Genomic DNA, 26,908 nt, shown 5'->3' with positions numbered 1-26,908 from the left:
GCTGACCGCTGACCGCTGGCCGCTGGCCGCTGGCCGCTGCGCTAAGCTTGCGGCTCACCGAACGAAGGCGCCCATGTATACGCAGTGTCCCGCTTGCCTCACCGTGTTTTCGCTGGACGTCGGGACACTGACGCTCGCCGGCGGACAGGTGTCGTGCGGGCATTGCGGCGACACCTTCGACGCGCTGGCCAACCTCACCGACCAGCTGCCGCCGGAGCCATTCCGGGAACTGCCGCTGCACCCGCCGCTGATGCGTCCGCCGCTGCTGGAGCTGGCGGTGTATCGCCCGCCGGTGGAGCCGATCGCGGTCGTCGTGGCCGATGCCGCCGGCAACGCGACAGCCGATGCATCCGGGCCGCAGGCCTTTGCGCCACGCTTCGCGCGCAACCGGCGCGAATCGACCGAACGGTTCTGGCCATGGGTCTTCGCCTGCACCTTCCTGACCTTGCTGCTGGGCAGCCAGCTGGCCTGGGCCAAGCGGGATTTCCTGATCCGCGATCCACAAAGCGGGCCCATGCTGCAGCAGATCTGCAACACCTTGCATTGCCAGCTGCCACTGGTGGCCGCACCCGGGCAATTGCGGCTGCTCGCCAGCAACGTGCAAACCCACCCCAGCGTACCGGGCGCGCTGGTGATCAGCCTCGGCGTGCGCAATGACGCGCCCTTCAGCCAGCCCTATCCGGTGGTGGCGCTGACGCTGTCCGATGCACAGGGCAAGCGTGTGGCGATGCGGCGCCTGCAACCGGCCGAATACCTCGATGACCCGCAGGCCGTGCAGCGCGGGCTGGCGCCGGGCAGCCGCACAGCCTTGTTGTTCGAGGTGGAAGACCCGGGCACACGTGCCGTCGCGTTCGCGTTCGATTTTGAATAGGCGACATCCTGCCGCACGAACATGACTGCACACGTCATGGCGAACGCGAACTCTCGCATCAGCACTTAAAATTCCTGCCGCGCGCGGGTAGACTCGGTCCCTTCCCGCATGCGGCACATCGCCTTGCATGCGCGCCGCCATCGGCGGAGTCGAAAGAACTATAGCCAGCGGCCTATGCAGCCGCGCTTCGCATGCCAGAGGAAATGCTCGTGAACGCCGTCAGACTGCCTGTTGCCGAGGCCGCAAAACAGCCCCCGTCGCAGAGTACTTCGCAAAGCGCGTTGAGCGAGTGCGTCAGCCGCACCGTGCGCCGCTATCTCGCCGACATCGGCGATGCCGAATGCAGCGAGGGCCTGCACGCGATGGTGCTGCGCGAAGTCGAAGGGCCGCTGCTGCGCGAGGTGATGGCGTTCCACGAAGGCAACCAGAGCCGCGCCGCCACCGCGCTGGGCATCAACCGCGCCACCCTGCGCAAGAAGCTGGCCATCTACGGGCTGCTGTGATCGCGTCACCCCGCGCCACGTTTCCTCGCTGAAAACCGGGCAATCGTTCAGACGGCTATACTGTGACGTTTTCCCCGCTGGAAAACGTCATGCCCACACCCGATCTCGTCCCCGTCCGCCGCGCCCTGCTCAGTGTTTCCGACAAGAACGGCCTGATTGACCTGGGCCGGCGATTGAGCGCGCGCGGCGTGGAGCTGCTGTCCACCGGCGGCAGCGCACGCGCATTGCGTGAGGCCGGCATCGCGGTCACCGACGTCAGCGACGTTACCGGTTTCCCCGAGATCATGGATGGCCGCGTCAAGACGCTGCACCCGAAAGTGCACGGCGGCCTGCTTGGCCGGCGCGGCACCGACGACGCGGTGATGGCCGAGCTGGGCATCGCGCCGATCGACCTGCTGGTGCTGAACCTCTATCCGTTCGAAGCCACCGTGGCCAAGCCCGACTGCACGCTGGAGGACGCGATCGAGAACATCGACATCGGCGGCCCGGCGATGCTGCGTTCGGCGGCCAAGAACTGGAACGACGTGGGCGTGCTGACCTCGCCCGACCAGTACGCCGACGCGCTGGCCGAGATCGAAGCCGAAGGCGGCCTGCGCCGCGCCACCCGCTTCAAGCTGGCCGTTGCCGCGTTCAACCGCGTGGCCAACTACGGCGGCGCCATCAGCGACTACCTCTCGGGTCTGCAGCTCGACGACGCACACACCGCGGTAGCCGGCCACGCGACCTTCCCGGCGCAGGCCAACGGCCGCCACGAAAAGGTGATGGACCTGCGCTACGGCGAGAACCCGCACCAGCAGGCCGCGTTCTACCGCGACCTGGCGCCCGTACCCGGCACGCTGGCCACCTTCCGCCAGTTGCAGGGCAAGGAGCTTTCGTTCAACAACATCGCCGATGCCGACGCCGCGTGGGAGTGTGTGCGCAGCTTCGTGAAGCCGGCCTGCGTGATCGTGAAACACGCCAACCCCTGCGGTGTGGCAGTGAGCCTGGACGGCATCGGCAAGGCCTACGACCTGGCCTACCAGACCGATCCCACCTCGGCGTTCGGCGGCATCATCGCGTTCAACCGCGAGCTGGACGGCGCCACCGCGCAGGCCATCGTGGAGCGTCAATTCGTCGAAGTGGTGCTGGCGCCGGGCTATGCCGACGATGCGCTGAAGGCGTTCGCGAAGAAGGGCAACGTGCGCGTGCTGGAAATCCCGCCGCCGGCAGATGGCAACCTGCGTGCGCCGCATCCGGGCATGAACGTGAAGCGCGTGGGCTCGGGCCTGCTGATCCAGACCGCCGACACCGGCATGATCGGCGCGGGCGACCTCAAGGTGGTGACCCGGCGCGCGCCCACGCCCGCACAGATCGACGACCTGATCTTCGCCTGGAAGGTGGCCAAGTTCGTCAAGTCCAACGCCATCGTCTACGCCCGCGACCGCCAGACCATCGGCGTCGGCGCCGGCCAGATGAGCCGCGTCTACAGCGCGAAGATCGCCGGCATCAAGGCCGCCGACGAGAAGCTGGAAGTACGCGGTTCGGTGATGGCGTCCGATGCGTTCTTCCCGTTCCGCGACGGCATCGACGCCGCCGCGGCAGCCGGCATCAGCGCGGTGATCCAGCCCGGCGGCTCGATGCGCGACAGCGAGGTGATCGCCGCCGCCGACGAACACGACATCGCGATGGTGTTCACCGGCATGCGCCATTTCCGGCATTGATGACAGCCCCAGCAGAGCGGCTTTTGTAGGAGCGACTTCAGTCGCGATGCCTTTGCTTTGGGTTCCGCAGCAGGAGCATCGCGGCTGAAGCCGCTCCCACAGGAAGCACTGCGCTCACGCGCTGTTGAAGCTTTTAGTCACAGCATTGGTGCCCCAGACGGGAGGCTGCCATGCGCTATGCGTTGTATTACTGGTCGGGTATCCAGGGCCGCGGTGAATTCATCCGGCTGGCACTGGAAGACGCCGGCGCCGATTACGACGACGTAGCCCGCGACCAGGGCGACGATGCCATGACGCCCTTTCTCGAAGGCAAACACGAAGGCGCGCTGCCATTCGCGCCACCGTTCCTCAAAGCGGGCCGGCTGGTGATCGCGCAGGTGGCGGAAATCCTGCAATACCTGGGGCCACCGCTGAAGCTGGTGCCCGACGGGGACTCGCGTCGGCTGTACGCGCACCAGTTGCAGCTGACCATCACCGACGTCGTGGCCGAGATCCACGACAGCCATCATCCGATAGCCAGCAGCCTCTATTACGAGGACCAGCGCAGCGAAGCACGACGCCGCGCCAAAGACCTGCGCGAAAACCGCCTGCCGAAATTCCTGGGCTATTTCGAGCAGGTGCTGGAACGCAACGGTGGCCGGCATGCGCTGCGCCAGCACTCGTACGTCGACTTGTCGTTGTTCCAGTTGATGAGCGGCCTGGACTACGCCTTTCCCCGCGCGATGCAGCGATTGAAGCGCGAGCTGCCGCTGCTGTGCGCGTTGAGCCAGCGCGTGACGGAGCGGCCGCGGATTGCCGCCTACCTGGCATCGCCGCGCCGCCTGGCGTTCAACAAGGACGGCATTTTCCGCCACTACCCGGAACTGGACGACCCGCGCTGACCTGCGCTCAGAACAGCGCGATCACCATCGCGCCGGCCACGATCAGCACGCCACCGATCAGCAGCGGCCAGCTTGGCCGTTCGCCCAGGAACACCAGCCCCAACACGATCACCAGCGCCACGCTGAGCTTGTCGATCAGCGCCACCTTGCTCACCGGGCCGAGTTGAAGCGCGCGGTAGTAGCACAACCACGACAAGCCGGTGGCGATGCCGGACAACACCAGGAACAGCCAGCTGTGCAGCGGCAGGCCGGCAGGCCTGGCCCATTCGTGGCGCAGGCTGAGAATGCCGGCGGTGACCACAAGAATCACCACGGTGCGGATGAACGTGGCGAGGTTGGAGTTGATACCGACCACGCCGAGCTTGCCGAACAACGCAGTCAGCGCCGCGAACAACGCCGAGCCCAACGCAAACAGCAACCAGCTTTCACGCAATGGCATGGTGCGTCTCCGCTTCCAGTTGTCGCTCCTGGGCTTACGCGGTCAGGACGATCAGCGGCCGGTGTCGGCGGGGGTCGAGTCATCCGTGGCCGGCGGGCTCTTGCCCCACTCCAGCACCTTGTACATCACCGGGCGGGTGGGCTTCTGGCCATGCTCATCCACCAGCCGGCCCTGCGGGTCGACGGTGTAGGTGTGGGGAATGCCGGTTTTCGGCGTCACCACCACCATGTAGAGCTGGCCGTTGCGGCGGTATTCCTGGATGGTGTTGTCGCCCTCCTTGCGCACGGCGACGTCGGGCAGCGCATCGCTGGTGTCCGGCGCCGCAACCACGTTCGCCTGCGTTGACGGCACCGCGTGCGGCTTCAGGTCGAGCGGCTTTTTGGCGGGCGTGGCGGCGGGAGCCGTGGCGTGCACGCCCGGATCGTTGATGCCCGGCGGTGGCAGCGCCTTGGTCGGCGGTGTCTGCGCGAACGCGCTGGCGGCGAACAGCAAGCTGGAGGTGGCCAGCAGGACAACGGATTTCATGACGGTATCCTCGATCGGAGCCCGCAGAATAACAGCGCCCATGCCCGCCAACCGTGAAGCGCAGCTGGCCACGCGTGCGAGAATGATCGGCCAACGGCCAGCGCGAAGCCGGCCGCCAGCAACGGTTGCCCTGTCATGCCCAAACTTGTCCTGATCGACGGCTCGTCCTACCTGTACCGCGCGTTCCACGCGTTGCCGCCATTGACCAACGAATTCGGCGAGCCTACCGGCGCGCTGTTCGGCGTGGTCAACATGCTGCGCGCCACCTTGCGCGAGGCGCCGGATTACCTGGCGTTTGTCTGCGACGCGCCCGGCCCCACGTTCCGCAACGAGCTGTACGACCAGTACAAGGCCAACCGCCCGTCGATGCCTGACGACCTGCGCAGCCAGGTGCAGCCGATGCTGGCGATCGTGGGCGCGCTGGGCTTCCCCATCCTGTGCGAGAGCGGCGTCGAGGCCGACGACGTGATCGGCACCATCGCGCTGCAAGCGCAGGCGCAAGGCATCGAGGTGGAGATTTCCACCGGCGACAAGGACCTGGCGCAACTGGTCGGATCGCAGGTGACGCTGGTCAACACGATGACCAATACCACGCTCGACATCGAGGGCGTCACCGCGAAATTCGGCGTGCCGCCCGAGCGCATCATCGATTTCCTGGCGCTTACCGGCGACACCGTGGACAACGTGCCGGGTGTCAACAAATGCGGCCCCAAGACCGCCGCCAAATGGCTGGCCGAATACGGCTCGCTGGATGGCGTGATGGCCAACGCCGACAAGGTCGGCGGCAAGATCGGCGAATACCTGCGCGACGCGCTGCCGCAGCTGCCGCTGTCGCGCGAGCTGGTCACCATCAAGACCGACGTGCCGCTGCCACTGGCGCCCACCGACCTCACCCTGCGCGAACGCGACACCGACACCCTGCGCGCGCTGTTCACCCGCTACGGTTTCAAGGCGGCGCTGAAGGATCTGGACGCGGAAGCCGGCGGTAGTAACGTGGTGGTCGAAGTGGTGGCGGTCACGGCCGCTGCCCAAACGCCCGCTGCCTCCGACGCGCCCGACCCTTCGCTGTCGCAGCCGGGCGAATACGAACTGGTGACCACGCCCGAACAGTTCGCGATCTGGCTGCAGCGACTGCACGACGCCGAGCTGATCGCGTTCGACACCGAAACCACCAGCATCGACGCGATGCGCGCCGACATGGTCGGCATCAGTTTTTCGGTGGAGCTGGGCAAGGCCTGCTATATCCCGCTGGCCCACGACTATCCCGGCGCACCCGCGCAGCTCGATCGCGACACGGTGGTGCGCGCACTGAAGCCTATTTTTGAAGACCCGGCCAAGCCCAAGCTGGGCCAGCATGCGAAGTACGACATCAACATCCTGTCGCACTACGGCGTCACGGTGCAGGGGCTGAAGTACGACTCCATGCTGGAGTCCTACATCTGGAACGCCACCGCCACGCGCCACGACATGGATTCGCTGGCGAAGAAATACCTGGGCTACGACACCGTCAAATACGAAGAGGTGGCCGGCAAGGGGGCGAAGCAGATCTCGTTCTCGCAAGTGGATCTGGACACCGCCTGCCGCTACGCCGCCGAGGACGCGGACATCACCTGGCGCCTGCACCACGCGCTGTGGCCGAAGCTGCAGGTGGAACCCAGCCTGCGCAGCGTGTACGAGGACATCGAGATTCCGCTGGTGCCGGTGTTGGCGGCGATGGAGCGGCGCGGCGTGCTGATCGACGGCGACGAGCTGCGCCGGCAGAGCCAGCAACTGGGCAAGCGCATGCTGGAATTGCAGCAGCAATGCCACGGCCTGGCCGGGCGCGAGTTCAACCTCGATTCGCCCAAGCAGCTGCAGGCAATCCTGTTCGACAAGCTGGGCCTGCAGGCGAAACTGAAAACGCCGAAGGGCCAGCCATCGACCAACGAGGAGGCGCTGGAGGCGATCGCGGACATGCACGAGCTGCCGCGGCTGATCCTGGAATACCGCGGCCTGGCCAAGCTGCGTTCCACCTATACCGACAAGCTGTCCGGCATCGTCAATCCGCGCACCGGCCGCGTGCACACCAGCTACCACCAGGGTGCGGTGGCGACCGGGCGGATTTCCTCGTCCGACCCGAACCTGCAGAACATTCCGGTACGCACCGAGGAGGGCCGACGCATTCGCCAGGCCTTCATCGCGCCGCCCGGCTGGAAGGTGATGGCGGCGGATTACTCGCAGGTGGAGTTGCGCATCATGGCCCACCTGTCGGCCGACGAAGGCCTGCTGCGCGCCTTCCGCGAAGGCGGCGACGTGCATCGCGCCACCGCGGCGGAGGTGTTCGGCGTGGCACCGCAGGAGGTGACCACCAACCAGCGGCGCGCGGCCAAGGCGATCAACTTCGGCCTGATGTACGGTATGAGCGCGTTCGGCCTGGCCCGCGCGCTGGGCGTGGATCGCGGCGAGGCCAGCGATTACATCGGCCGCTATTTCACCCGCTATCCCGGCGTGCGCGGCTACATGGATGCCACCCGCGAGAAGGCCCATCGCGATGGCTACGTGGAAACCATCTTCGGCCGTCGGCTGTATCTGGAAAACCTCAACTCGCGCAATCACGGCCTGCGCCAGGGCGCCGAACGCGCCGCGGTGAATGCGCCGATGCAGGGCAGCGCCGCCGACATCATCAAGCGCGCGATGATCGCCATGGCCGGTTGGATCGACGACCGCGACGACGTGCACATGCTGATGCAGGTGCACGACGAACTGGTGTTCGAAGTGCGCGACGACGCCGTGGACACCGTGCGCGCCGCGGTGATCGAGCGGATGTCCGGCGCGGCGGAACTGGAGGTGCCGCTGTTGGTGGACGTGGGCGTGGGCGCGAATTGGGACGAGGCGCATTGATGGGGAGAGCGATTCCCATGGCGCACAACGGCTTGCAGGTTAACGTTCCGTAAGCATGAATCGGCTCTGAATTCTTTCGGCCATCGTGCAACTTTGTGGGCCCGGCGCGTTCCAATCCATCGGATGCACGCAATGGCATCCACGGTTGGCTCACCTCCCTGAACCACCCGACCGGAATGCGAGCCTCTCCCCTGGGCCTCGCCTTCCCCCGGCCCCGAAGGTCCCCCCTGGCCTTCGGGGCCTTTTTTGTGGCGCATCTCCACCTTTCCTGCACACCCTCGGCCGGCATACTCCTCTGCACATCCACAGAGGGGACGTATACATGCGTATGGGATTGATCATCGCCGGCGTCATTCTGCTGATTGCCGGCATCTGGGTAAGCGTGGGCAATGCCAGCTACAAGGACACCGACACGGTGGCGCAGCTTGGGCCGGCCAAGATCGAAGCCACCCACGACCGTGCCGTGCCGCAATGGGTGGGCATCGCCGGCATTGTGGTCGGCGGCCTGTTGCTGGTGGGCGGCATCGCCAACAAGAAACGCTGATCTGTGGCCGGGGCTGAGAGGTTGAAAAAACACAACCTCTCAGCGACCGCACGAAAAACCGCCGCTTTTGCGGCGGTTTTTCGTTTGTGGCACAGCGCGCCCTTACAATGGCGTGATGGATGTTTCGTACCTGATCGACCCGCTCAACGATGCGCAGCGCGAAGCCGTCTGCGCCCCGCCCGGTCACTACCTGGTGCTGGCCGGCGCCGGTTCCGGCAAGACCCGCGTATTGACCCACCGCATCGGCTGGCTGACCCAGGCCGAGCGGGTGCCGCCATGGGCGATCCTGGCCGTCACCTTCACCAACAAGGCCGCCGGCGAAATGCGCGCGCGACTGGGTGCGTTGATCCCCGGCGGCACGCAGGGGCTCACCGTGGGCACCTTCCACGGCATCGCCCACCGCCTGCTGCGCCGGCACTGGCGCGAAGCCGGGCTGCCCGACACGTTCCAGATCCTCGACGCCGACGACCAGCTGCGTCTGATCAAGCGGGTGATCGCCGGCCTGGGCCTGGATGACGCCAAGTTCCCCGCACGCCAGGCCAGCTGGCAGATCAACAACTGGAAAGACGAGGGCAAGCGCCCGGACGGCATCGAACACCGCGACCACCCCGTCACCCGCACCTTCGTGCAGATCTACCAGGCCTACGAAGACGCCTGCCGCCGCGCCGGGCTGGTCGATTTCGCCGAACTGCTGCTGCGCGCGCACGAACTGTGGCTGAAGAATCCCGCCGTACTGGAGCATTACCAGCAACGCTGGCGCTACTTGCTGGTGGACGAATTCCAGGACACCAACACGCTGCAATACGCATGGATTCGCGTGCTGGCGGGCGCCACCGGCCAGGTGTTCGTGGTCGGCGACGACGACCAGGCGATCTACGGCTGGCGTGGCGCCAAGGTGGAAAACGTGCAGCAATTCCTGCGCGACTTTCCCGGTGCGCGCACCATCAAGCTGGAGCAGAACTACCGCTCCACTTCCACCATCCTGAAAGCCGCCAACAGCGTGATCCAGCGCAACGGCAGCCGCCTGGGCAAGCAGTTGTGGACGGCCGGCGACGAGGGCGAACGCATCGCGTTGTACGCGGCCTACAACGAGCAGGACGAAGCGCGTTTCGTGATCGAACGCATCCGCGAGTTCATCGCCGAGCATGGCGACGCGAAGGACTGCGCGATCCTGTACCGCTCCAACGCGCAGTCGCGCAACTTCGAGGAGCAACTGGTCCAGCGCAACATCGCCTACCGCGTTTATGGGGGCCAACGCTTCTTCGACCGCGCCGAGGTCAAGGACGCGCTGGCCTACCTGCGCCTCACCGCCAATCGCCATGACGACGCCGCGTTCGAGCGCGCAGTGAACACACCCACCCGCGGCATCGGCGATCGCACGCTGGATGCGCTGCGTCGCCGTGCCCGTCGCGAGGATGTCTCGATGTGGGAAGCCGCGTTGGGTGAATTGAGCAGCGGCGGCGAACTGGCGGGGCGAGCGAAGAATGCAGTGAAGGCGTTTCTTGGCCTGATCGATGAAATGGCGCGCAGCTTCACGGGAATCGGGAATGGGGAATCGGGAATCGATAAAACAGATACCACGCTTCCCGCTGTTGATCCTCCCATTCCCGATTCCCCATTCCTGATTCCCGTCCTTACCCTCGCCGAGCAGATCGACCACGCCATCATCCACAGCGGCCTGCGCGACTTCTACGAAAAAGACAGCCGCGGCAACGGCGAAGCCCGCGTCGAGAACCTCGACGAACTGGTCAACGTGGCCAGCCGCTTCGAGCGCACCGACGAAGACAACGAACTGGGGCTCAGCGAGCTTTCCGCGTTCCTGGCGCACGCCACGCTGGAAGCCGGCGAACACCAGAGTGAAGCCGGCGACGACTGCGTGCAGTTGATGACGCTGCATTCGGCCAAGGGCCTGGAATTCCCCGTGGTGTTCCTGGTCGGCATGGAAGAAGGCCTGTTTCCCAGCCAGCGCTCGGTGGACGACGAAGGCCGGCTGGAGGAAGAACGCCGCCTGGCCTACGTGGGCATCACCCGCGCCCGCGAAAAACTCATCGTCAGCCACGCCGAATCACGGCGCATGCACGGCACCGAAATGCTGGCCCGCCCGTCGCGTTTCCTGGGCGAAATGCCGGCCGAACTGATCGACGAAGTCCGCCCACGCGTGCACGTGACGCGGCCGATGTTCGCCGGCCGCCCCAGCGAGGTGTCCTCGTCGCTGGAAGAATCCCTGCCGGTAAAACTGGGCCAGCGCGTGAGCCACCCCAGCTTCGGCGAAGGCGTGGTGATCAGTGCCGAAGGCAGCGGCGCGCACACCCGATTGCAGGTGAATTTCGAAGGCGCGGGCAGCAAGTGGCTGGTGGCGGCGTACGCCAACCTCACGCCGCTGTAAAACGGCTGAAGTGGCGCCGGCTTCTTGTTCTTGTGGGAGCGACTTCAGTCGCGATGCTCCTGGCTCGGAAGCTTCAGAGCAAAAGCATCGCGACTGAAGTCGCTCCCACAGGCCGCTCCTGCAGATCACTCCCGCAAACGCGGCACGCCATGCACGTCGCGTTCTTCCACCGCCGTCGGGTGGGTGTCGGGGTAGGCCGGGTTGGCGGCCGCTGCCAGCGGTGCAACGGTTTCGCCCCGGGTTGCGGCCAGCGCGTTGCGATAGCAGCGCTGTGCATGGGTGAAGTCGCCCTGCCCTGCGAAGGCGTCGCCGGAGGCTTCCCAGGCGGCACCGCTGGGGGCGAGCGCCAGCGACCGGTTCAGGTATTGATGGGCCTTGCCCCACAGCTTCAGGCGTACGCACATGCGGCCCAGGGTGAGCAGCAGGTTCGCGTCGTTCGGGTGTGCGTCCAGCCAGCTTTCGGCGCGATGCAGGCGCGCCTCGATGTCCTCGCCGGCCAGCGCGCCGTAGGTTTCGATCAGCAGTGGCGACCATTCGCGGCGCAGCGCGGATTCCACTTCGTCCATGGCCGGCAGGGTCAGGCCGAAGCTTGCGGCACGGCGGGCATACGCATCGATGATGGCGGGTACACGACGCTGCGCCTTGGGCAGCTGCGACCACAGCGTATTGAGCGTGGCGCCATCGGGGGCGGCGTTGATGGTGGCGGACAGCACCTGGATTTCCAGCGCGGCGTAGCCGCGCGTGCCCAGTGCGGCGCTTTTCTGCAGCGGCGCCAGGGCCTCGCGGGCGCGGCGCAGGTCACCGCTGGCCAGTGCGGCCAGTGCCAGTTCACGCCACCCGGCCGGTGCCAGGCTGCCCTTGTCCGCCTCGGGTGCCAGCAGGGCCAGCGCCTCGGCCGACTTGCCTTCGCGGCGCAATACGCGGGCCCGCAACACGCGTGCTGCCTGCGGCGCCGACTGCGCCGCCTGGTTGAGCGCTTCCAGCGCGCGACCGTGTTCGCCGCGGCGTGATGCGGCCTCGGCGGACGCCAGCAGAGCCGGGCCGCGCACGCTGGGCAGGCGCGAGGCGCGGTTCAGATCGCGCTCGGCGTCGCCATGGCGGCCTTCGAAAAGGGCGATGAGACCTTCGCCCAGGCGTTGCTGGCTGAGCCGCCGATGGCGTCGCGAGAGCGCGCCGAACGGCCAGCGCAGCAGCCGCCACGCCAGGCTGAGCAAGGCCCATACCAGTACCAGGATGACCACGGCCGCCACCACCGTGGTCTCCACCCGCCAGCCGCGCAGGCGCAGCAGGACGTAGCCGGGGTCTTCGGCAATCCAATGCCAGCCGAAGGCAGCCAGCGCGGCCACGACCACCAGCAGCAGGATCCAGCGCCAGAGCTTCATCGCCGCGCTCCGCCCGCCGCGGCGCTGCCCGAGCGCACCGGTGCTGCGTTGCTGGCCGCATGGGCGGGGCCACTACCGCCCGCATTCAACGCATGCACGGCGCGCAGGTTGTGCAACTCGATCAGGGCCGCGCCCAACACCACTTCGTCGCCGGCAGGTCGCGCGGCGATGAGCTTCTTGATGGTGGCCCGCGCCTGCTGCACGGCGCTGGCATCGGGGTCGAACCAGGTGGACAGGCTGGCGTCCACCCGCTGCAACGCCTCGGCGTAGGCCTTGCCGTCATGGGCCAGCAAAGCGGCTTGCGCCTGGGCCAGGTCGATCGCGGTCAACTCGCGCGCAAAGCGCGCGTCGGCCACGGCCAGCGGGGCACCGTTATCACGCTGCACGCTGACCACGCTGGCGAGCGCGCGACCGATGCGCGCCCAGCCATCCGCCGCCGGCGCCGAGGCGGCGGTATCCAGCGGTTTCAGCGGCAACTGGGTGAACGTGCCGCGCAAGTCATTCAGCTGCTGCAGCGTGCTGGTCAGATCGACCGGCTGGCTCTTGGCCAGCGCGTCGCGCTCGGCATCGATGCTCTGGCGCAGACCGGTGAAAGCGCCATCGTCCACGCCCGCCAGGGTCTGGTCGGCCAGCGTGTACGCGGCGGCGGCGCCTTGCGCGTCATGGAACAGGGTGTAGCGCTCGCTGGCCATCCGCAGCAGCGATTCGGTTTCGTCCAGCAACATGGCGTCATGGCCGGACAGGCTCTTTTCCGCCAGCTGCGCCACCGCGTCTTCCAGATGCCGCGTGCGCTGGGCCTGGCTGAGCAGGCTTTCGCGCAGTGACTGGTTGACCTGCGCCGCCTCGTTGAGGCGATGGTCGACGCTGCCGCGCTCGCCGCTGATGGTGGCCACGGTGGTCTCCAGCGCGTCGATGCGCTGGGTCAGCGCCACGGCGCCGCGACGGCTGGCGTCGCTGCCCTGCTCCTGTTGCCACTGCCGCCAGCCCACGTACGCGGCCACGGCGATGGCGACCAGCGCCAGCAGGATCGCCAGCGCCAGCATGCCGCCACCGGGGCGCGCGGGGCGCGCGGCGGCGGGAGTCCGGGCGGGACGTGCCGGCACGGGGTCGGGGCGGGAATCGCGGGGCGCAATCGGTTCGTCTGGAGTGGTCATAACGGCATGCTAAGAGGCTGGAAGGGAGAAAGCGAGCGAGGATGAAACGCGAAACGCCGCGCGCTTTTTCGACGTGGAAGGGTGGCGGATCGACGGCCCCGGCAGCACACCGCGCGCCGTGGCTACCGCCAGCGACCTTAACCCGTCAGCCTGGCGACCCGGCGTGAAGACAGCGGCAAGTCATTTGCCCATGGCCGCCGCCAGCAGGTCATCCGCCATCGCCGAAGCGGCCTGCCTGATCCGCGCAAAGCCGGCTGCGGCCGCGATGCCTGCCAACCGCTCGCTGCTCACCACCGCGGTGGTGGCGCACAGGCGGCTCAACGCGTCCGGCGGTAGCGCGGTGGCAAGGTTGTGCCAGCTCTCGGCGCTGGACAGCAGCAGCAACGCCGACGCCGGCAATCGCCGCACGGCGTCGACATGGCGCCGGTCCAGCCGCGCCGGCACGCGCCGATAGACATGCACCTCGCGCAAGGCGGCGCCGCGCTCGGCCAGCGTCGTGCGCAAGATGCCGCGACCGCCGGGTGCACTGATCAGCGCGACGGCGCGGCCATCCAGCTCGCGCAGTTCAGCCAGCGCCAGCAAGCCCTCGCTGTCTTGCCGCTGCGGCGCACGCACGTCGTTGAAACCGTGGCGCCGCAATGCCCGGGCGGTGCCCTGGCCCACCGCCAGCACCAACGCGGCCGTTCGTGGCGGCGCCAGCGCCACGGCGTAGCGCACCGCCGCCGGGCTGGTGAAAATCAGCACCTCACCCGCGCACGCGGCCTGCCATTCCCGGCGCGCCGCGGCTTTGTCCGCCACCTCGCGCAGGGCAAGCCCGGGCAGCAGCAGCGGCAGCCCGCCCAGCGCACGCACCTTGCGCGCTAGCCCCGCGCCACTGCCCACCGGGCGCGTGATCACCACCGTGCGGCCGCGCAAAGGCCCCGCTGGCGACGTGCCGGCAACAGCGCGCGCGTGATTCGATTCACCGATAATCATGGTGACCAGTGTAGCGGCGCCCTACACTATGCGGTTTGCTCCTTTGGTTTGGATTCCACCGACGTGACCTTGCCCGATACACCGTTGCTGGCCCGGCAGCTGATCCAGTTCATGCGCTCGACGATTCCGCTGGCCAAGGCCATGGATCTGCAGCTTGGCGGCTGTGACGCCGACAGCCTCACCCTGTTCGCGCCGCTGCAACCCAACATCAACGACAAGGGCTGCGCGTTCGGTGGCAGCCTGGTGAGCGTGATGACCCTCAGCGGCTGGGCCCTGGTCGAGTTGGCCCTGCGCCAGCGCGGCGATGATTGCGACGTTTTCGTGGGCGAATCGACGGTGCGCTACCTGAGCCCGGTATGGGCCGACTTCACCAGCGTGGCCCGCTTGCCGGTCGATGTCAGCTGGACCAGCTTCTTCCGTTCGCTGGACAGCCGCGGCAAGGCACGCATCGAGGTCAGCTGCGTGATTCCGGGCGACAACGGCAAGCCCGCCGCCACCCTGATCGCGCGCTTCGTGGCCAAACGCCGCGACGCGTCGGCGGCCGTCGCCGACGGCACGCACTGAGAGCCGCGCGCAGCGACGCACGTCTTGCGGCAGAATGCAGGGTATCGCGCTTGCCGGGGGAGCCATCCATGCGTCGCATTCTTATCGTCGTTGCCGCCGTCGTTTTGCTGGCCGGCTGTGCCACGGCCCAGCGCAAAGACGCGCTGACCAGCACACTCAACACCTACGCCGCCACCTTGCGCTGGGGCAATTTCCAGAGCGCGCTGAAATTCGTCGACCCCAAGGTGCTGGAGACAAACCCGCCCACCTCACTGGACATGGCGCGCTACCAGCAGGTGCGCGTGAGCGACTACGACGAGGGCGCCGGCCCGAGCGTGGTGGCGGAAAACGAGGTGCAGCAGGTGGTGCAACTTCACCTGATCAACATCCACACGCAGTCCGAGCGCACCGTGATCGACCGCCAGACCTGGCGCTACGACCCGGAAGCGAAGCGCTGGTGGCTCACCAGCGGCCTGCCGGACGTCACCCAGGAATAAGCCTGACCACGGCGGCGCTGCCGCCACGCTGCCCGTATAATCGCCGGTTCACCCGAACCCGCGCGGTCGCCGCGCCTGTGGACACACGATGAACGAAATACTGCACAAACTGCCGGAATTTGTCGGCAACCACCTGGCCTTGTCGGCCCTGTTCGTGATCCTGCTGCTGGCGCTGATCGTGATCCAGGTCAGCATGCTTTTCAGCAAGACGCGCGAGCTGACCCCGGCCGGCCTGACCGCGCTGATCAACCGCGAAAGCCCGCTGATGATCGACCTGTCCGCGATCAACGATTTCGAGAAGCGGCACGTGCCCGGCGCCAAGCACCTGCCGATGAGCCAGTTCGACCCCGAGAAAAAAGACCTCGCCAACGCGCGCGACCTGCCCGTGGTGTTGATGGACAAGGACGGCCGCGGCAACGCGCCGAAGGCGGCGCAGCGGCTGGTGAAGGCCGGCTTCAGCAAGGTCCACATCCTCGCCGGTGGCGTGCTGGCCTGGCAGGCGGCGCAGTTGCCGATGGCCAAAGGCAACAAGTAAGCGGCAACAAATAACCGCCGCATGGCGGCGAACAGCGCCGCCGGTCAGAAGCCGGTGAAACCCGCGCGACCGGTGATGATGCGCGCCAGCACCTCGGGCGCGTAATCGAACGAGTCGTAGTACAGCCGATCTTCCGGCAGGCCCGCCTCGACGAAAAGCTGGTGGCCGGCGTCGATCATGGGCGGCGGGCCGCTCATGTAGAGATCGTGGCCGGACAGGTCGGGGTGATCGGCCAGCACCGCCTCATGCACCAGGCCGGGCCGCTCGCCGGCACCCACGTCGGCCCCTGAAATCACCGCGTGGAAACGCACGTTTTGCGTGCTCGCCGCCCAGCGCTCGGCCAGCGGTCGCAGGTACAGGTCGGCCGCGCTGCGCGCGCCCCAGTACACGTCGATCGGGCGGCGCGAACCCAGCCCGATGAAGTGTTCGACGATGGCCTTGACCGGCGCAAAACCGGTGCCGCCGGCCATGAAGATCATCGGCCGCTCCGAATCCTCGCGCGGCACGAACGTACCCAACGGCCCTTCGATGCGCAGCCGGTCGCCAACCTGCAGCTTGCCGTCCACCCAGGAAGTGAACTCGCCGCCGTTCACGTGGCGCACGTGCAGCTCGATCATGCCGTCGTCCTGTGGACCGTTGGCGATCGAGAACGGACGATGCTGGCCATCGTCCAGCACCACATCAAGATACTGGCCAGGCAGCCGCAGCAGGCGGCGCTCGCCGGGGGCCGGCACCAGGCGCAAGCCGATCACGCCGGACGCCAGCGTCCATTTCTCCACCACCATCACGCTGAGCTGGCGACGGGCGATGTCCTCGACCGAGGTGACCTCGCGCGCGCGCAACAACATGTCGCTGGTGGCTACCGCCTGGCACGGCAGGATCGCGTGCTGCGCCAGCTCGCCCGCACTCAGTGCCAGCGGCGGATTGCTGGGATATTCACAACTGCCTTCCAGCATGATCGCCTTGCAGCTGCCGCACACGCCGGCGCGGCACGAATAGGGCAGGGCCACTCCGGCTTGTTGCGCCGCCCCCAATACGGTTTCACCAACGGCCACGGGAAACTGGCGGCCAGACGCTTGGAGAGTGACGGTAAACAAGGCAAGCCCCGAATGATCCGCTGCACGCGGCAGCGTAAATACAACGACACAGGTGACGTATCGCATTGCTGCGGCGATATCAGCGATCAACAATACGGTTTCGACCGAGAGGAAGCAACGATGAGCATCTGGAAACAGCCGACCGATCTGGCCCGCATCAACGGCTGGAGCAAGGCCACCATGATGGAGACCCTGGGCATCCGCTTTACCGCCGTCGGCGACGACTGGCTGCAGGGCACCATGCCCGTCGACCACCGAACCCACCAACCCTACGGACTGCTGCACGGCGGCGCCTCCGTGGTGCTGGCCGAGACGCTGGGCAGCACCGCGGCGATGCTGACGCTGGACCCGGAGAAGGAGGTGGCGGTCGGCCTGGACATCAACGCCAACCACGTCCGCGGCGTGCGCGAAGGCACCGTCACCGGCACCGCGCGCATGCTGCACCTGGGCCGCACCACGCAGGTGTGGGAGATCCGCATCGAAGGTGACAACGGCGTGCTGGTGTGCATTTCGCGCATCACCATGGCGGTGATCCCGGCACGTGTGGTGGCGCCGCGTTGAACGCGCCCCACCACGCTCCACCCAACCTCTCGGGGTGCGGCACGCCATGAACGCGCAAGCACCCTACGCGCGACTGAGCCCCGACCTGGTGCTCGATGCCGTCGGCGCCTGCGGCCTGTGGCCCGATGGCCGGTTGCTGGCGTTGAACAGCTACGAGAACCGCGTGTGGCAGGTGGGGCTGGAAGCCACGGGCGACGCGCCGGCGACGCCGGTCATCGCCAAGTTCTACCGGCCCGGTCGCTGGAGCGATGCGGCGATCGAGGAGGAGCACACTTTCGCGCAGGAGCTGGCGAACGACGAGCTACCCGTCGTGGCGCCGCTGGCGTTCAACGGAAAAACGCTGCTGCATCACGACGGCTTTCGCTACGCGCTGACACCGCGGCGCGGCGGACGGGCGCCGTCACTGGAATCGGTCGAACAGCTGCAATGGCTGGGGCGGCTGATCGCCCGCATGCACGTGGTGGGCGCGCGCCAGCCGTTCGTCCATCGCAGCCGGCTCGATCGCGACACGATGGTGCAGCAGCCGATGCAGGCCGTACTCACCTCCACATTGTTGCCCGCGTCGCTGCAAGGCAACTACCGCGCGGCCGCCCATCGGCTGGATAACGCCATCGCGCAGCGACAGGAGGCAGTGGGCGCGGTGCGGCAGATCCGCCTGCATGGCGATTGCCATCCAGGCAATGTGTTGTGGACCGACAACGGCCCGCACTTCGTCGATTTCGACGACGCGCGCAGCGGCCCGGCGGTGCAGGATCTGTGGATGCTGGCCGGCGACGATGCGGCGATGGGGGCGCTGCTCGAGGGCTACCAGCAATTCCGCGATTTCGATCCCGGCGAGCTGGCGCTGGTCCCCGCGCTGCGTGCCATGCGCCAGCTGCACTACGCCGGCTGGATCGCCGAGCGCTGGCACGATCCCGCCTTCCCCACCGCCTTCCCATTCGCCGCCGAGCCGCGCTGGTGGGAGCAGCACGTGGCCGACCTGCACGAGTTGGCCGACGATCTGGAATAAGCGCCACGCGCGCGAAAACCGGGCTTTCCCCCACGCGCGCGAGCAGGCATGCTTGACCGGATACTTTCCCCGAGCATCCCCATGAAGCGATCCAAGACCGCCGCCCTGTTGCTGATGAGCGCGGCCCCCTTGTTGTTGACCGCCTGCGACAGCGAAAGCCCGGCGCGCGAAGGCCTGTACACCTCGGTCGAGGCCTGCGTGGCGCAGACCAACGACAGCTACACCTGCCAGCAGGCCTATGCCAAGGCCGAGCAGCAAGCCGCCACCACCGCGCCGCGCTTCGCCAATCGCGAGGAGTGCGAGGCCAGCTACGGCAAGGAAAAGTGCGCCGAACGCAGCGACGGCGCCCAGCATTCGTTCTTCGGGCCACTGATGACCGGCTTCTTCCTGTCGCAGATGCTGTCGCGCAACGGCGCACCGATGAACGGTTTCAACAGCGGCCCGGCCTTCCGCGACAGCAGCGGCAGCTGGCAGCGCCCGGCCGCCGGTGGCGCGACCGGCAGCGTGTATCGCGGCAGCAGCCGCACGGCGATGGTGCCGATCAGCGCCACGCCAAACCGCGCCGTCACCACCAGCCGCTCCGGCTTCGGCACCTCCGGCCACAGCCGCGGCTTCGGCGGCTGATGCGCCGCGTCGCCACGGCCGAGCGCCCCGATTGGCGCGACAAGGCCGCCGCGTGCGGCTTCGGTTTCCACACCATCGACGATGCGCCGTACTGGGACGAGTCCGCGTATTACGCGTTCAGCCTGCGCGAGATCGAGGATGATCTCGAAGCGCCCACCGAAGAGCTGCACGCGATGGCGCTGGACATGGTCGACCGCATTGTCGGCAGCGAAGAACACATGCAGCAGCTGGCGATCCCCGAACCGTACCGCGACTGGATCGCGCAGAGCTGGCGCGACCGCCAGCCGCACCTGTACGGCCGCATGGATTTCGCCTACGACGGCAGCGGCCCGGCCAAGCTCTACGAGCTGAATTACGACACCCCGACCTCGCTGTTCGAGGCGGCGTTCTTCCAGTGGCAATGGCTGGAAGACCAGCTGGCACGTGGCCAGTTGCCCGCCGGCAGCGACCAGTTCAATTCGATCTACGAAACCCTGGTGGAAGCGTTCGGCACCATCGCGCGCAACATCGCGCGGCCGTTCCATTTCGCCGCGGTACGCGACTCGATGGAAGACCAGGGCACCGTGGATTACCTGCGTGACTGCGCGCTGCAGGCCGGTATCGAATGCGGCGCGCTGGCGATCGAGGACATCGGCGTCTCCGATGACGGCCGTTTCACCGATCTGGACGACAACGTGATCGGTTGCCTGTTCAAGCTGTATCCGCTGGAAGACATGTTCCGCGAATCGTTCGGCCAGCACCTGCCGCGTTCCGGTCTGCAGCTGATCGAGCCGCCGTGGAAGGCGCTGCTCAGCAACAAGGGCATCCTGCCGCTGCTGTGGGACGCGCACCGCGGCCACCCCAACCTGCTGCCGGCCGAGTTCGACAACGGCGGCGCGTTGCCGCGCGGCTGGGTGCGCAAGCCGCTGCACTCGCGCGAAGGCGCCAATATCGCAATGCACCTGGACGACGGCCGCGAGCTGCGTACCGACGGTCCCTACCTGCATGGCGCGAGCATCCGCCAGGCCTGCCATCCGCTGCCCCGCTTCGACGGCCATTACCCGCTGATCGGCAGCTGGGTGGTCGGCGATCGCGCTTGCGGCATCGGTATCCGCGAGGACAGTTCGCTGATTACCAGGGACACCGCCCGCTTCGTGCCGCACCTCATCGTCGAGGAACCCAGCGGCGTGTTGATCGCGTAACCGCCCGCTGCGGCATCGGCTAAGCTCGTCGTCTTTTCTGGACAGGACCCAAGCGTGCGCACTCTTCTGTTCCGCCTGATCGGCATCTTCGAAATCGCTGGCGGCCTGTACGGCGCGGTGAAGATGTTGAACCGCCTGCTGCCGCTCGGCTCCCATGACAGCGTGCTGGCGCTGATCGGCCTGGCCGTGTTCACCTTCGTGCTGGTGGCCGGCGTGCTGCTGGTGGAGGGCAGCGAACAGGGCGTGCGGCTTTCACGCTGGGCGCAACTGCTGCAATTGCCGCTGATCGCCACGCCGGTGTTCAGCTATGCGCTGCACAGTGGTGCCTTCGTCAACGTGTTTGCCACCTTGCAGGCGACCCCGCGGCTGGGCATCGACTGGCATGTCGGCTCGCAGGGTTTCGTGCTTGCGGTGGCCGGGCCGTCGGTCTCGCGGCTGGGCATCAACCTGCTGGCATTGGTGTCGTGGTTGGTCCTTCGGCTGCGCTAGGCGGTCACTCCCCGGAAGTTTTCACGTACCGTCACAAAAGGGTTGAGTACGCTTCCGCGCCAGTCGCCCTCGGCTGCGAACGCATAGCGGAGCCTATGGCAGACGAGGGCGTAGCCGCGTCAACTCGCCTTCCCGGAGCTAATCTTGACCAATCTTTCATCTCCCCTGGTTTCCACCGGAAATGCGGGCCTGGATGCGATCCTCGGCGGCGGATTGCCGGCGAACCGGCTGTACCTGCTGGAAGGGGCGCCGGGCTCGGGCAAAACCACGCTGTCGCTGCAGTTTCTGCTCGAAGGTGCGCGACGCGGCGAGCGGGCGCTCTACATCACGCTGTCGGAAACCTATGACGAACTGGCCGTGGTGGCCGCTTCGCACGGTTGGGATATCAAGGCGTTCGACGTGTTCGAGCTGGAATCAGCCGCCGATGTGCTGGGCGGCGGCACCGAGCAGTCGATCCTGCACCCGTGGGAGATGGAGCTGGGTGAGACGATCCGGCTGATCCAGCAGGAAGTCGAGCGTGTGAAGCCGTCGCGGATCGTTTTCGACAGCTTGTCGGAAATGCGCCTGCTGGCCCAGGACTCCTTGCGCTATCGCCGCCAGGTGCTGGCGCTGAAGCAGTTTTTTGGCAGACGCAACGCCACCGTCATCCTCGTCGACGACATGACCGGCGGCGAGAAAGGCGCGGACGCGCACCTGCACAGCCTCTGCCATGGCGTGATCACGTTGGAGCGGCTGACCCTGGATTTCGGCGCGGCGCGGCGACGGTTGCAGGTGCAGAAGCTGCGTGGCGTCGATTTCGTCGCCGGCTACCACGACCTGGCCATTCGCAAAGGCGGGCTGGAAATCTGGCCGCGCCTTACCGCGTCATCCCACCACAGCCCGTTCAATGGCGAACCGACCCCCAGCGGCGTGGCGGCGCTGGACCGCTTGCTGGGTGGCGGCCCGCTCCGCGGCACCTGCACGCTGGTCACCGGGCCGGCGGGTACGGGCAAGACCACGATCGCCCTGCAATACATCGACGCGGCCTGCCGCCGCGGTGAGCGTTGCACCATTTACGAATTCGACGAGCGCATCGGCACGCTGATGGCCCGTGCCAAGGCGTTCAACCTGGATCTGGACAAGCATATCGAGGACGGACTGCTGGTGATCGAACAGATCGACCCGGCCGAGCTGTCGCCGGGCGAGTTCTCGTGGCGGGTGCGCCAGCAGGTGGCGGAGCGCCGCGCGGGCATGATCGTGATCGACAGCCTGAACGGTTACCTGGCGGCCATGCCGCAGGAGCAGCATCTGATCCTGCAGATGCACGAGCTGCTCTCTTATCTCAGCCAGCAGGGCTTGGTGACCTTCCTGATCAATCCGCAAAGCGGGCTGCTCGGCAGCATGGCGACCAACCTCAATATTTCCTACGTCGCCGATGCCGTGTTGCTGTTGCGGTTTTTCGAAGCCGAAGGGCGCATCCGCAAGGCGATCTCGGTATTGAAGAACCGCGGCGGCATGCACGAGGACTGCATCCGCGAGTTGCGCATCGACTCCCAGGGGCTGCGCGTGGGCGATTCATTGTCGCAGTTCAAGGGCGTGCTTACCGGTACACCCGAGTACATCGGCGCGGCTTCGCCCTTGCTGGAAAGCCGCGACGATGACCGTCGCGGCGGCTGACATGAATGCCGGGACGGCCCCAACCCCAGAGGGGCAACGCGTACTGATCGCCGCCCCGTTCGGCCGCGATGCGCAAAGCGTGGCAAAACTGCTGCAACAGGCCGGGCATGAAACCGTGATCTGCGGGGACCTGCGCGAGCTCGGCGCACAGATCGACGTGCAAACCGGCGCCGTGCTGCTCACGCAGGAAGCACTGGTGGGCAACATGGCCGCGCTGAACCAGGCCCTCGACCAGCAGCCACCATGGTCCGACGTGCCGTTCATACTGCTGATCGCGGCATCGGCCGGTCGCAGTGGCCGGGTCGAGACGGCCCGTCTGCAGTTTCTGGAACTGGCCACCAACTGCGTGATCCTGGAACGACCGATCGGCAAGGGTTCGCTCACCAGCGCGGTGGCCTCGGCACTGCGTCTGCGCCGCAAGCAATTCGAGATGCGCGATCGCCTGGTGGAGCTGCGCGAGAGCGATCGACGCTTCAAGGCCATCACCAATTCCATCGACCAGATGATCTGGACCACCCTGCCCGACGGTCTTCACGACTACTTCAACGACCGTTGGTACGAATTCACCGGCATGGCGCCGGGCGCGACCGATGGCGACGGCTGGAACGCCGTGTTCCACCCCGACGACCGGGAGCGTGCGTGGCAGCGCTGGCGTGCGTCGCTGGCGACCGGCCAGCCCTACGAGATCGAATACCGGCTGCGCCATCACTCCGGTACCTACCGATGGGTGCTTGGCCGCGCCCAGGCGCAGCGCGACGAGGAGGGACACATCGTGCGCTGGTTCGGCACCTGCACCGAAATCCAGGATCTGGTCGAGGCACGTGAAGTGCTGTCCCGTTCGCGCGAAGAGCTGGAACAGCTGGTAGCCGCGCGCACGGCTGCACTGGAGGCCGAGATGGCCAGCCGCAGCGAGGTGGAAGCAGCGCTGCGGCAAAGCCAGAAGATGGAAGCGGTGGGACAACTCACCGGCGGCATCGCGCACGACTTCAACAACATGCTGGCCGGTGTCATTGCCGGGCTGGACCTGATCAAGCTGCGTATCGACAGCGGCCGTTTCGATGGCGTCGAGCGTTTCATGGAAGCCTCCATCGCCTCGGCGCAACGAGCCGCCAGCCTCACCGCGCGTCTGCTGGCGTTCTCGCGCAAGCAGTCGCTGGATGCCCGGCCGCTCGACATCAATGCGCTGGTGGTCTCGCTGGAGGATTTGTTCCGCCGCACGCTCACCGAGTCGATCCGACTGCGCGTGGTGCCCGGCAAAAACCTGAGCCTGGTGGTCGCCGACAGCAACCAGCTTGAGAGCGCCCTGCTCAACCTGGCCATCAATGCCCGCGACGCGATGCCCCAGGGTGGCGAGCTGACGGTCGAGACGTCGATGGTGGAGCTGGATGAAGCCCATGTCGCGGCCGAGCCCGGCATGCAGGCCGGCCGCTACGTGGCCATCGCCGTGTCAGACACCGGCGTGGGCATCAGCGAGGACATGCTGGAAAAAGTCTTTGAGCCGTTCTACACCACCAAACCCATCGGACAGGGTACGGGCCTGGGCTTGTCGATGATCTACGGCTTCGCACGGCAGTCGGGCGGGCGGGTGCGCATCCACAGCCAGCCCGGCCAGGGCACCACGGTCTCCCTCCATCTGCCCGCCAACGACGCCGCCAGCCTGGAGCAGACGCCCCCGGCCGTGGGGCGGGTGCGCGAGGGCAAGGGCAAGGGCAAGGGCAAGGGCCAGAGCGTGTTGCTTATCGAGGACGATCCATCGGTGCGGATGATGGTGCGCGAGCTGCTCAATGAACTGCAATACGAGGTGCACGAGGCGCCGAACGCGGACGCCGCACTGCCGATACTCACTTCGGACTGCGCCATCGACCTGATGCTTTCCGATGTCGGCCTCCCCGGCATGAACGGGCGCCAGCTGGCCGAGATCGCCCGGCACCATCGCCCCGCCTTGCCGATATTGTTTCTCACCGGCTACGCCGAGAATGCGGCGCATCGCCCGGATTTCCTCGGCAACGGCATGGCCATGATGACAAAGCCGTTTTCACTGGAAACGCTGGCGGGCAAGATCGACGAGATGATCGCCTCGACAACCAGTGCGCATTCGGCCCCGGCCCTCTGACGTATCCGCCGGATCGCGTCACGGGCGACCACGGCGACCGGCTATCATGCGCGGATGCCCACGCCCGCCTTGCCCATCATCCGACTCAAATCCGACCGCGCCCCCGGCCACCCCTGGGTGTGGTCCGCCCAGGTGCACAAGCCCGAACAAAAACTGCCGCCCGGCAGCCTGGTCGACGTGCACGACGCGCGGGGTCGCCCTGTCGGCAAGGCCTTCTGGAACGGCCACGCGCGCATCGCGCTGCGCCTGCTGGAAACGCATCCGGATGAAACCGTCGACGCGGCGTGGGTCGACGCGCGCATCGCCCGCGCCGTGCAGTTGCGTCGCGATTGGCTGCAACTGGACAAGGTCAGCGACGCCTGGCGCGTGGTGCACAGCGAAGGCGACGGGCTTTCCGGGCTGATCGTCGACCGCTACGCCGACGTGCTGGTGATCGAGTATTTCGCCGCTGGCATGTGGAAGTTCCGCGAGGCCATCCACGCCGCGCTGCTGGCGCATTTCCCCGGCGCGCAGTTGTACTGGTTTGCCGAGTCGCACGTGCAGAAGCAGGAATCGTTCGATTGCCGCAGCCCCGACGTGCCCCCGCCGTTCGAGGTGCACGAGCACGGCCTGCGCTTCCACGCCGCGCCCGGTTCCGGCCACAAGACCGGTTTCTTCGCTGACCAGCGCGACAACCGCAAGCGCTTTGCCGAATTGGCGAAAGGCCGCCGTGTGCTCGACCTGTGCTGCAACGCCGGCGGTTTCGCCGTGCACGCGATGGCCGCCGGCGCGCGCGAGGCGGTGGGCGTGGATCTGGACGCCGGCATTCTTGAGGTCGCCCGCGCGAATGCGCAGGCCAACAACGTGGCGGTGACCTTCGAGCAGGCCGACATCTTCGACTGGGTGCGTGCGGCGGTGGCGCGCGGCGAGCAATACGACGCGGTGATCCTGGATCCGGCCAAGCTCACCCGCGACCGCAACAAGGTGATGGACGCGCTGAAGAAATACTTCGCGATGAACCGCATGGCGCTGGACATCATCCCACCCGGCGGCCTGCTGCTGACCTGCTCGTGCACCGGTCTGGTGGGCGAGAGCGAGTTCCTGGAAATGCTGCGCCGGGTGGCACTCAACGCCGGCCGCGAGATCCAGGTGCTCGAAGTGCGCGGTGCCGGCGCCGATCATCCGTTCCGCACCGACGTGCCCGAAGGGCGCTACCTGAAAGCGGTGTTCTGCCGGTTGGATTAAGGCGACGCTGATCAGCGTTGCCTTAAGGCTCACATCGGCTTGACCGTCGCCTCGCGCACCATCCGCGCATGGCCAGCTCTCCCGATGACATCGACCCCGTCCTGCGCCGTGAAGTGCGCGCCGCCGGCCTCGTCTACGTCCACGACGACCAACCCGGCATTCGCCGCCAGCGTTGCGGCAAGGGCTTCAGTTATCGCGATGCCGATGGACGTTGTGTGCGCGACGAAGGCCATCTGCAACGCATCCGCGCATTGGCCATTCCGCCGGCGTACGTGGACGTGTGGATCTGCGCCAACCCGCGCGGCCACCTGCAGGCCACCGGACGCGATGCGCGCCAGCGCAAGCAATACCGTTATCACGCGCAATGGCGGGCGCTGCGCGACCACGGCAAGTTCGATCGCGTGCTCGCCTTCGGTGCGGCGCTGCCGGGATTGCGCCGGCGTGTGCGCCGCGACCTGGCCCGCCCCGGCCTCCCCCGCGAAAAGGTGCTGGCCCTGGTCGTGCGGCTGCTCGACGACACCCTGATCCGCGTCGGCAACGAAGGCTATGCGCGCGACAACAAGAGCTACGGACTGACCACCTTGCGCTCGCGCCACGTACGCGCTGAACGCGGCCGCCTGCGTTTCGCGTTCCGCGGCAAGAGCGGCCAGGAGCAGGAAGTGGAACTGAGCGACCGCCGCCTGGCACGCATCGTGCGCCGCGTGCAGCAGCTGCCCGGCCAACGCCTGTTCCAGTACCTGGACGACGACGGCCAACGGCAGCCGATCGACTCGGGCGAGGTGAACGACTACCTGCATGAGGCCTGCGGCGAGGACTTCAGCGCCAAGGACTTCCGCACCTGGGGCGGCACCGTGAACGCCGCCGGCGTGCTGGCGCGCACGCCGCTGCCCGAAACCGGCGGAGAGCGCGCCGTACGCAGCACGCTGGCCGCGGCGATCAAGGAGGTGGCCGCGATTCTCGGCAATACACCGGCGGTGTGCCGCGCCTCCTACATCCACCCGCTGATCCTGCAGGGCTGGCAGGACGGCAGCCTGCAGCAGGCCATCGCGCCCACCGTGGCGGCCCATCCGCGCCAGCTTGAACAACACACGCTGCGCTACCTGCGCCGCCAGCTGCGGCTTGCCCGTCGCGGCGGCTGA

At 67.1% G+C, this 26,908-nt stretch carries 25 protein-coding genes; 19 read left to right on the top strand and 6 right to left on the bottom strand.

Annotated elements, in window-relative coordinates:
* Positions 1-73: 73 nt before the first annotated feature.
* The 4 genes from ACFPK0_RS02345 (at position 74) to ACFPK0_RS02330 (ending at position 3,955) form a co-directional block, all read left to right on the top strand.
* Positions 74-871: a zinc-ribbon and DUF3426 domain-containing protein gene (locus tag ACFPK0_RS02345; protein ID WP_377338108.1), complete on the top strand. Its 798-nt coding sequence runs from the start codon at positions 74-76 to the stop codon at positions 869-871.
* A gap of 203 nt (positions 872-1,074) precedes the next feature.
* Positions 1,075-1,374, top strand: a complete 300-nt coding sequence (locus tag ACFPK0_RS02340; protein WP_056082481.1) for a helix-turn-helix domain-containing protein — start codon at positions 1,075-1,077, stop codon at positions 1,372-1,374.
* Positions 1,375-1,463: 89 nt separating this feature from the next.
* Entirely contained in the window at positions 1,464-3,074 is a 1,611-nt protein-coding gene (purH, locus tag ACFPK0_RS02335) for a bifunctional phosphoribosylaminoimidazolecarboxamide formyltransferase/IMP cyclohydrolase (protein WP_377338106.1), read from the top strand.
* A 170-nt stretch (positions 3,075-3,244) separates the two neighbouring features.
* Positions 3,245-3,955 carry a glutathione S-transferase gene (locus ACFPK0_RS02330; protein WP_377338104.1) on the top strand — a complete coding sequence of 237 codons (711 nt, stop codon included), beginning with the start codon at positions 3,245-3,247 and terminating at the stop codon, positions 3,953-3,955.
* Between the two features lie 7 nt (positions 3,956-3,962).
* On the opposite strand, the gene ACFPK0_RS02325 is transcribed toward ACFPK0_RS02330, so the two are convergent.
* Together ACFPK0_RS02325 and ACFPK0_RS02320 are read right to left on the bottom strand one after the other, a co-directional pair.
* Complete coding sequence (locus ACFPK0_RS02325; protein WP_377338102.1) at positions 3,963-4,394, bottom strand: EamA family transporter; 432 nt, start codon at positions 4,392-4,394, stop codon at positions 3,963-3,965.
* A gap of 51 nt (positions 4,395-4,445) precedes the next feature.
* Positions 4,446-4,919, bottom strand: coding sequence for a DUF2782 domain-containing protein (locus ACFPK0_RS02320; RefSeq protein WP_056606279.1), 474 nt, complete (start codon positions 4,917-4,919; stop codon positions 4,446-4,448).
* A gap of 135 nt (positions 4,920-5,054) precedes the next feature.
* Between ACFPK0_RS02320 and polA the strand changes: the two genes are divergently transcribed.
* The 3 genes from polA (at position 5,055) to ACFPK0_RS02305 (ending at position 10,729) form a co-directional block, all read left to right on the top strand.
* A complete protein-coding gene (polA, locus tag ACFPK0_RS02315; RefSeq protein WP_056082495.1) occupies positions 5,055-7,799 on the top strand; it encodes a DNA polymerase I in 2,745 nt (914 codons plus the stop codon).
* Positions 7,800-8,121: 322 nt separating this feature from the next.
* Positions 8,122-8,343 (top strand): hypothetical protein, encoded by a 222-nt coding sequence (locus ACFPK0_RS02310; RefSeq protein WP_377338099.1) that lies wholly within the window; start codon positions 8,122-8,124, stop codon positions 8,341-8,343.
* A gap of 115 nt (positions 8,344-8,458) precedes the next feature.
* The gene (locus tag ACFPK0_RS02305; protein WP_377338097.1) at positions 8,459-10,729 is read left to right on the top strand and encodes a 3'-5' exonuclease; all 2,271 of its coding nucleotides are present in this window, start codon (positions 8,459-8,461) and stop codon (positions 10,727-10,729) included.
* A 125-nt stretch (positions 10,730-10,854) separates the two neighbouring features.
* Here the strand turns inward: ACFPK0_RS02305 and ACFPK0_RS02300 are convergent, their stop codons facing one another.
* From ACFPK0_RS02300 to ACFPK0_RS02290, 3 genes are all read right to left on the bottom strand, one after another.
* Positions 10,855-12,111, bottom strand: coding sequence for a heme biosynthesis HemY N-terminal domain-containing protein (locus ACFPK0_RS02300; RefSeq protein ID WP_377338095.1), 1,257 nt, complete (start codon positions 12,109-12,111; stop codon positions 10,855-10,857).
* Positions 12,108-13,265 carry a uroporphyrinogen-III C-methyltransferase gene (locus tag ACFPK0_RS02295; protein ID WP_377338093.1) on the bottom strand — a complete coding sequence of 386 codons (1,158 nt, stop codon included), beginning with the start codon at positions 13,263-13,265 and terminating at the stop codon, positions 12,108-12,110. The genes ACFPK0_RS02300 and ACFPK0_RS02295 overlap by 4 nt, the downstream gene beginning before the upstream one ends.
* Before the next feature lie 180 nt (positions 13,266-13,445).
* Positions 13,446-14,240 (bottom strand): uroporphyrinogen-III synthase, encoded by a 795-nt coding sequence (locus ACFPK0_RS02290; RefSeq protein WP_377338091.1) that lies wholly within the window; start codon positions 14,238-14,240, stop codon positions 13,446-13,448.
* Positions 14,241-14,303: 63 nt separating this feature from the next.
* Between ACFPK0_RS02290 and ACFPK0_RS02285 the strand changes: the two genes are divergently transcribed.
* The 3 genes from ACFPK0_RS02285 (at position 14,304) to ACFPK0_RS02275 (ending at position 15,815) form a co-directional block, all read left to right on the top strand.
* Entirely contained in the window at positions 14,304-14,804 is a 501-nt protein-coding gene (locus ACFPK0_RS02285; protein ID WP_377338089.1) for a YiiD C-terminal domain-containing protein, read from the top strand.
* A gap of 68 nt (positions 14,805-14,872) precedes the next feature.
* On the top strand, positions 14,873-15,280 hold the full coding sequence (locus tag ACFPK0_RS02280; protein ID WP_056082516.1) for a hypothetical protein: 408 nt from the start codon (positions 14,873-14,875) through the stop codon (positions 15,278-15,280).
* An 88-nt stretch (positions 15,281-15,368) separates the two neighbouring features.
* On the top strand, positions 15,369-15,815 hold the full coding sequence (locus tag ACFPK0_RS02275; RefSeq protein WP_056082518.1) for a rhodanese-like domain-containing protein: 447 nt from the start codon (positions 15,369-15,371) through the stop codon (positions 15,813-15,815).
* 44 nt (positions 15,816-15,859) lie between these two features.
* On the opposite strand, the gene ACFPK0_RS02270 is transcribed toward ACFPK0_RS02275, so the two are convergent.
* On the bottom strand, positions 15,860-16,912 hold the full coding sequence (locus ACFPK0_RS02270; RefSeq protein ID WP_377338086.1) for a 2Fe-2S iron-sulfur cluster-binding protein: 1,053 nt from the start codon (positions 16,910-16,912) through the stop codon (positions 15,860-15,862).
* A 120-nt stretch (positions 16,913-17,032) separates the two neighbouring features.
* Here ACFPK0_RS02270 and ACFPK0_RS02265 point away from each other — a divergent pair, with 120 nt between their 5' ends.
* From ACFPK0_RS02265 to ACFPK0_RS02225, 9 genes are all read left to right on the top strand, one after another.
* Positions 17,033-17,473, top strand: coding sequence for a hotdog fold thioesterase (locus ACFPK0_RS02265; protein WP_056084129.1), 441 nt, complete (start codon positions 17,033-17,035; stop codon positions 17,471-17,473).
* A 46-nt stretch (positions 17,474-17,519) separates the two neighbouring features.
* Positions 17,520-18,482, top strand: a complete 963-nt coding sequence (locus ACFPK0_RS02260; protein ID WP_377338083.1) for a serine/threonine protein kinase — start codon at positions 17,520-17,522, stop codon at positions 18,480-18,482.
* Between the two features lie 81 nt (positions 18,483-18,563).
* Positions 18,564-19,106: a DUF1190 domain-containing protein gene (locus ACFPK0_RS02255; RefSeq protein WP_377338081.1), complete on the top strand. Its 543-nt coding sequence runs from the start codon at positions 18,564-18,566 to the stop codon at positions 19,104-19,106.
* Positions 19,106-20,287, top strand: coding sequence for a glutathionylspermidine synthase family protein (locus ACFPK0_RS02250; RefSeq protein ID WP_377338079.1), 1,182 nt, complete (start codon positions 19,106-19,108; stop codon positions 20,285-20,287). Before ACFPK0_RS02255 ends, ACFPK0_RS02250 begins: the two co-directional genes overlap by 1 nt.
* Before the next feature lie 54 nt (positions 20,288-20,341).
* The gene (locus tag ACFPK0_RS02245) at positions 20,342-20,776 is read left to right on the top strand and encodes a hypothetical protein (RefSeq protein ID WP_377338077.1); all 435 of its coding nucleotides are present in this window, start codon (positions 20,342-20,344) and stop codon (positions 20,774-20,776) included.
* A 144-nt stretch (positions 20,777-20,920) separates the two neighbouring features.
* Complete coding sequence (locus ACFPK0_RS02240) at positions 20,921-22,432, top strand: ATPase domain-containing protein (RefSeq protein WP_377338075.1); 1,512 nt, start codon at positions 20,921-20,923, stop codon at positions 22,430-22,432.
* A 1-nt stretch (position 22,433) separates the two neighbouring features.
* Complete coding sequence (locus ACFPK0_RS02235) at positions 22,434-24,545, top strand: PAS domain-containing hybrid sensor histidine kinase/response regulator (protein ID WP_377338073.1); 2,112 nt, start codon at positions 22,434-22,436, stop codon at positions 24,543-24,545.
* A 54-nt stretch (positions 24,546-24,599) separates the two neighbouring features.
* Complete coding sequence (locus tag ACFPK0_RS02230; RefSeq protein WP_377338071.1) at positions 24,600-25,769, top strand: class I SAM-dependent rRNA methyltransferase; 1,170 nt, start codon at positions 24,600-24,602, stop codon at positions 25,767-25,769.
* Between the two features lie 68 nt (positions 25,770-25,837).
* Positions 25,838-26,908, top strand: a complete 1,071-nt coding sequence (locus ACFPK0_RS02225; protein WP_377338069.1) for a DNA topoisomerase IB — start codon at positions 25,838-25,840, stop codon at positions 26,906-26,908.

It is taken from the genome of Rhodanobacter ginsenosidimutans (genome assembly GCF_042655685.1).
GTDB classification, from domain to species: domain Bacteria; phylum Pseudomonadota; class Gammaproteobacteria; order Xanthomonadales; family Rhodanobacteraceae; genus Rhodanobacter; species Rhodanobacter ginsenosidimutans.
The sequence above is the reverse complement of the archived record's forward strand: the minus strand, read 5'-3'. Positions and strand labels throughout refer to the sequence as shown.

Excerpts from the sequence above, each read along its gene's own strand:
- ACFPK0_RS02295 (WP_377338093.1), bottom strand. The coding sequence starts at position 13,265 with ATGACCACTCCAGACGAACCGATTGCGCCCCGCGATTCCCGCCCCGAC.
- ACFPK0_RS02330 (WP_377338104.1), top strand. The coding sequence starts at position 3,245 with ATGCGCTATGCGTTGTATTACTGGTCGGGTATCCAGGGCCGCGGTGAA.
- ACFPK0_RS02325 (WP_377338102.1), bottom strand. The coding sequence starts at position 4,394 with ATGCCATTGCGTGAAAGCTGGTTGCTGTTTGCGTTGGGCTCGGCGTTG.
- ACFPK0_RS02255 (WP_377338081.1), top strand. The coding sequence starts at position 18,564 with ATGAAGCGATCCAAGACCGCCGCCCTGTTGCTGATGAGCGCGGCCCCC.
- ACFPK0_RS02250 (WP_377338079.1), top strand. The coding sequence starts at position 19,106 with ATGCGCCGCGTCGCCACGGCCGAGCGCCCCGATTGGCGCGACAAGGCC.
- ACFPK0_RS02320 (WP_056606279.1), bottom strand. The coding sequence starts at position 4,919 with ATGAAATCCGTTGTCCTGCTGGCCACCTCCAGCTTGCTGTTCGCCGCC.
- ACFPK0_RS02225 (WP_377338069.1), top strand. The coding sequence starts at position 25,838 with ATGGCCAGCTCTCCCGATGACATCGACCCCGTCCTGCGCCGTGAAGTG.
- ACFPK0_RS02280 (WP_056082516.1), top strand. The coding sequence starts at position 14,873 with ATGCGTCGCATTCTTATCGTCGTTGCCGCCGTCGTTTTGCTGGCCGGC.
- ACFPK0_RS02265 (WP_056084129.1), top strand. The coding sequence starts at position 17,033 with ATGAGCATCTGGAAACAGCCGACCGATCTGGCCCGCATCAACGGCTGG.
- polA (WP_056082495.1), top strand. The coding sequence starts at position 5,055 with ATGCCCAAACTTGTCCTGATCGACGGCTCGTCCTACCTGTACCGCGCG.
- ACFPK0_RS02345 (WP_377338108.1), top strand. The coding sequence starts at position 74 with ATGTATACGCAGTGTCCCGCTTGCCTCACCGTGTTTTCGCTGGACGTC.
- ACFPK0_RS02305 (WP_377338097.1), top strand. The coding sequence starts at position 8,459 with ATGGATGTTTCGTACCTGATCGACCCGCTCAACGATGCGCAGCGCGAA.
- ACFPK0_RS02260 (WP_377338083.1), top strand. The coding sequence starts at position 17,520 with ATGAACGCGCAAGCACCCTACGCGCGACTGAGCCCCGACCTGGTGCTC.
- ACFPK0_RS02340 (WP_056082481.1), top strand. The coding sequence starts at position 1,075 with ATGCTCGTGAACGCCGTCAGACTGCCTGTTGCCGAGGCCGCAAAACAG.
- ACFPK0_RS02310 (WP_377338099.1), top strand. The coding sequence starts at position 8,122 with ATGCGTATGGGATTGATCATCGCCGGCGTCATTCTGCTGATTGCCGGC.
- ACFPK0_RS02230 (WP_377338071.1), top strand. The coding sequence starts at position 24,600 with ATGCCCACGCCCGCCTTGCCCATCATCCGACTCAAATCCGACCGCGCC.
- ACFPK0_RS02275 (WP_056082518.1), top strand. The coding sequence starts at position 15,369 with ATGAACGAAATACTGCACAAACTGCCGGAATTTGTCGGCAACCACCTG.
- purH (WP_377338106.1), top strand. The coding sequence starts at position 1,464 with ATGCCCACACCCGATCTCGTCCCCGTCCGCCGCGCCCTGCTCAGTGTT.
- ACFPK0_RS02290 (WP_377338091.1), bottom strand. The coding sequence starts at position 14,240 with ATGATTATCGGTGAATCGAATCACGCGCGCGCTGTTGCCGGCACGTCG.
- ACFPK0_RS02300 (WP_377338095.1), bottom strand. The coding sequence starts at position 12,111 with ATGAAGCTCTGGCGCTGGATCCTGCTGCTGGTGGTCGTGGCCGCGCTG.
- ACFPK0_RS02235 (WP_377338073.1), top strand. The coding sequence starts at position 22,434 with ATGAATGCCGGGACGGCCCCAACCCCAGAGGGGCAACGCGTACTGATC.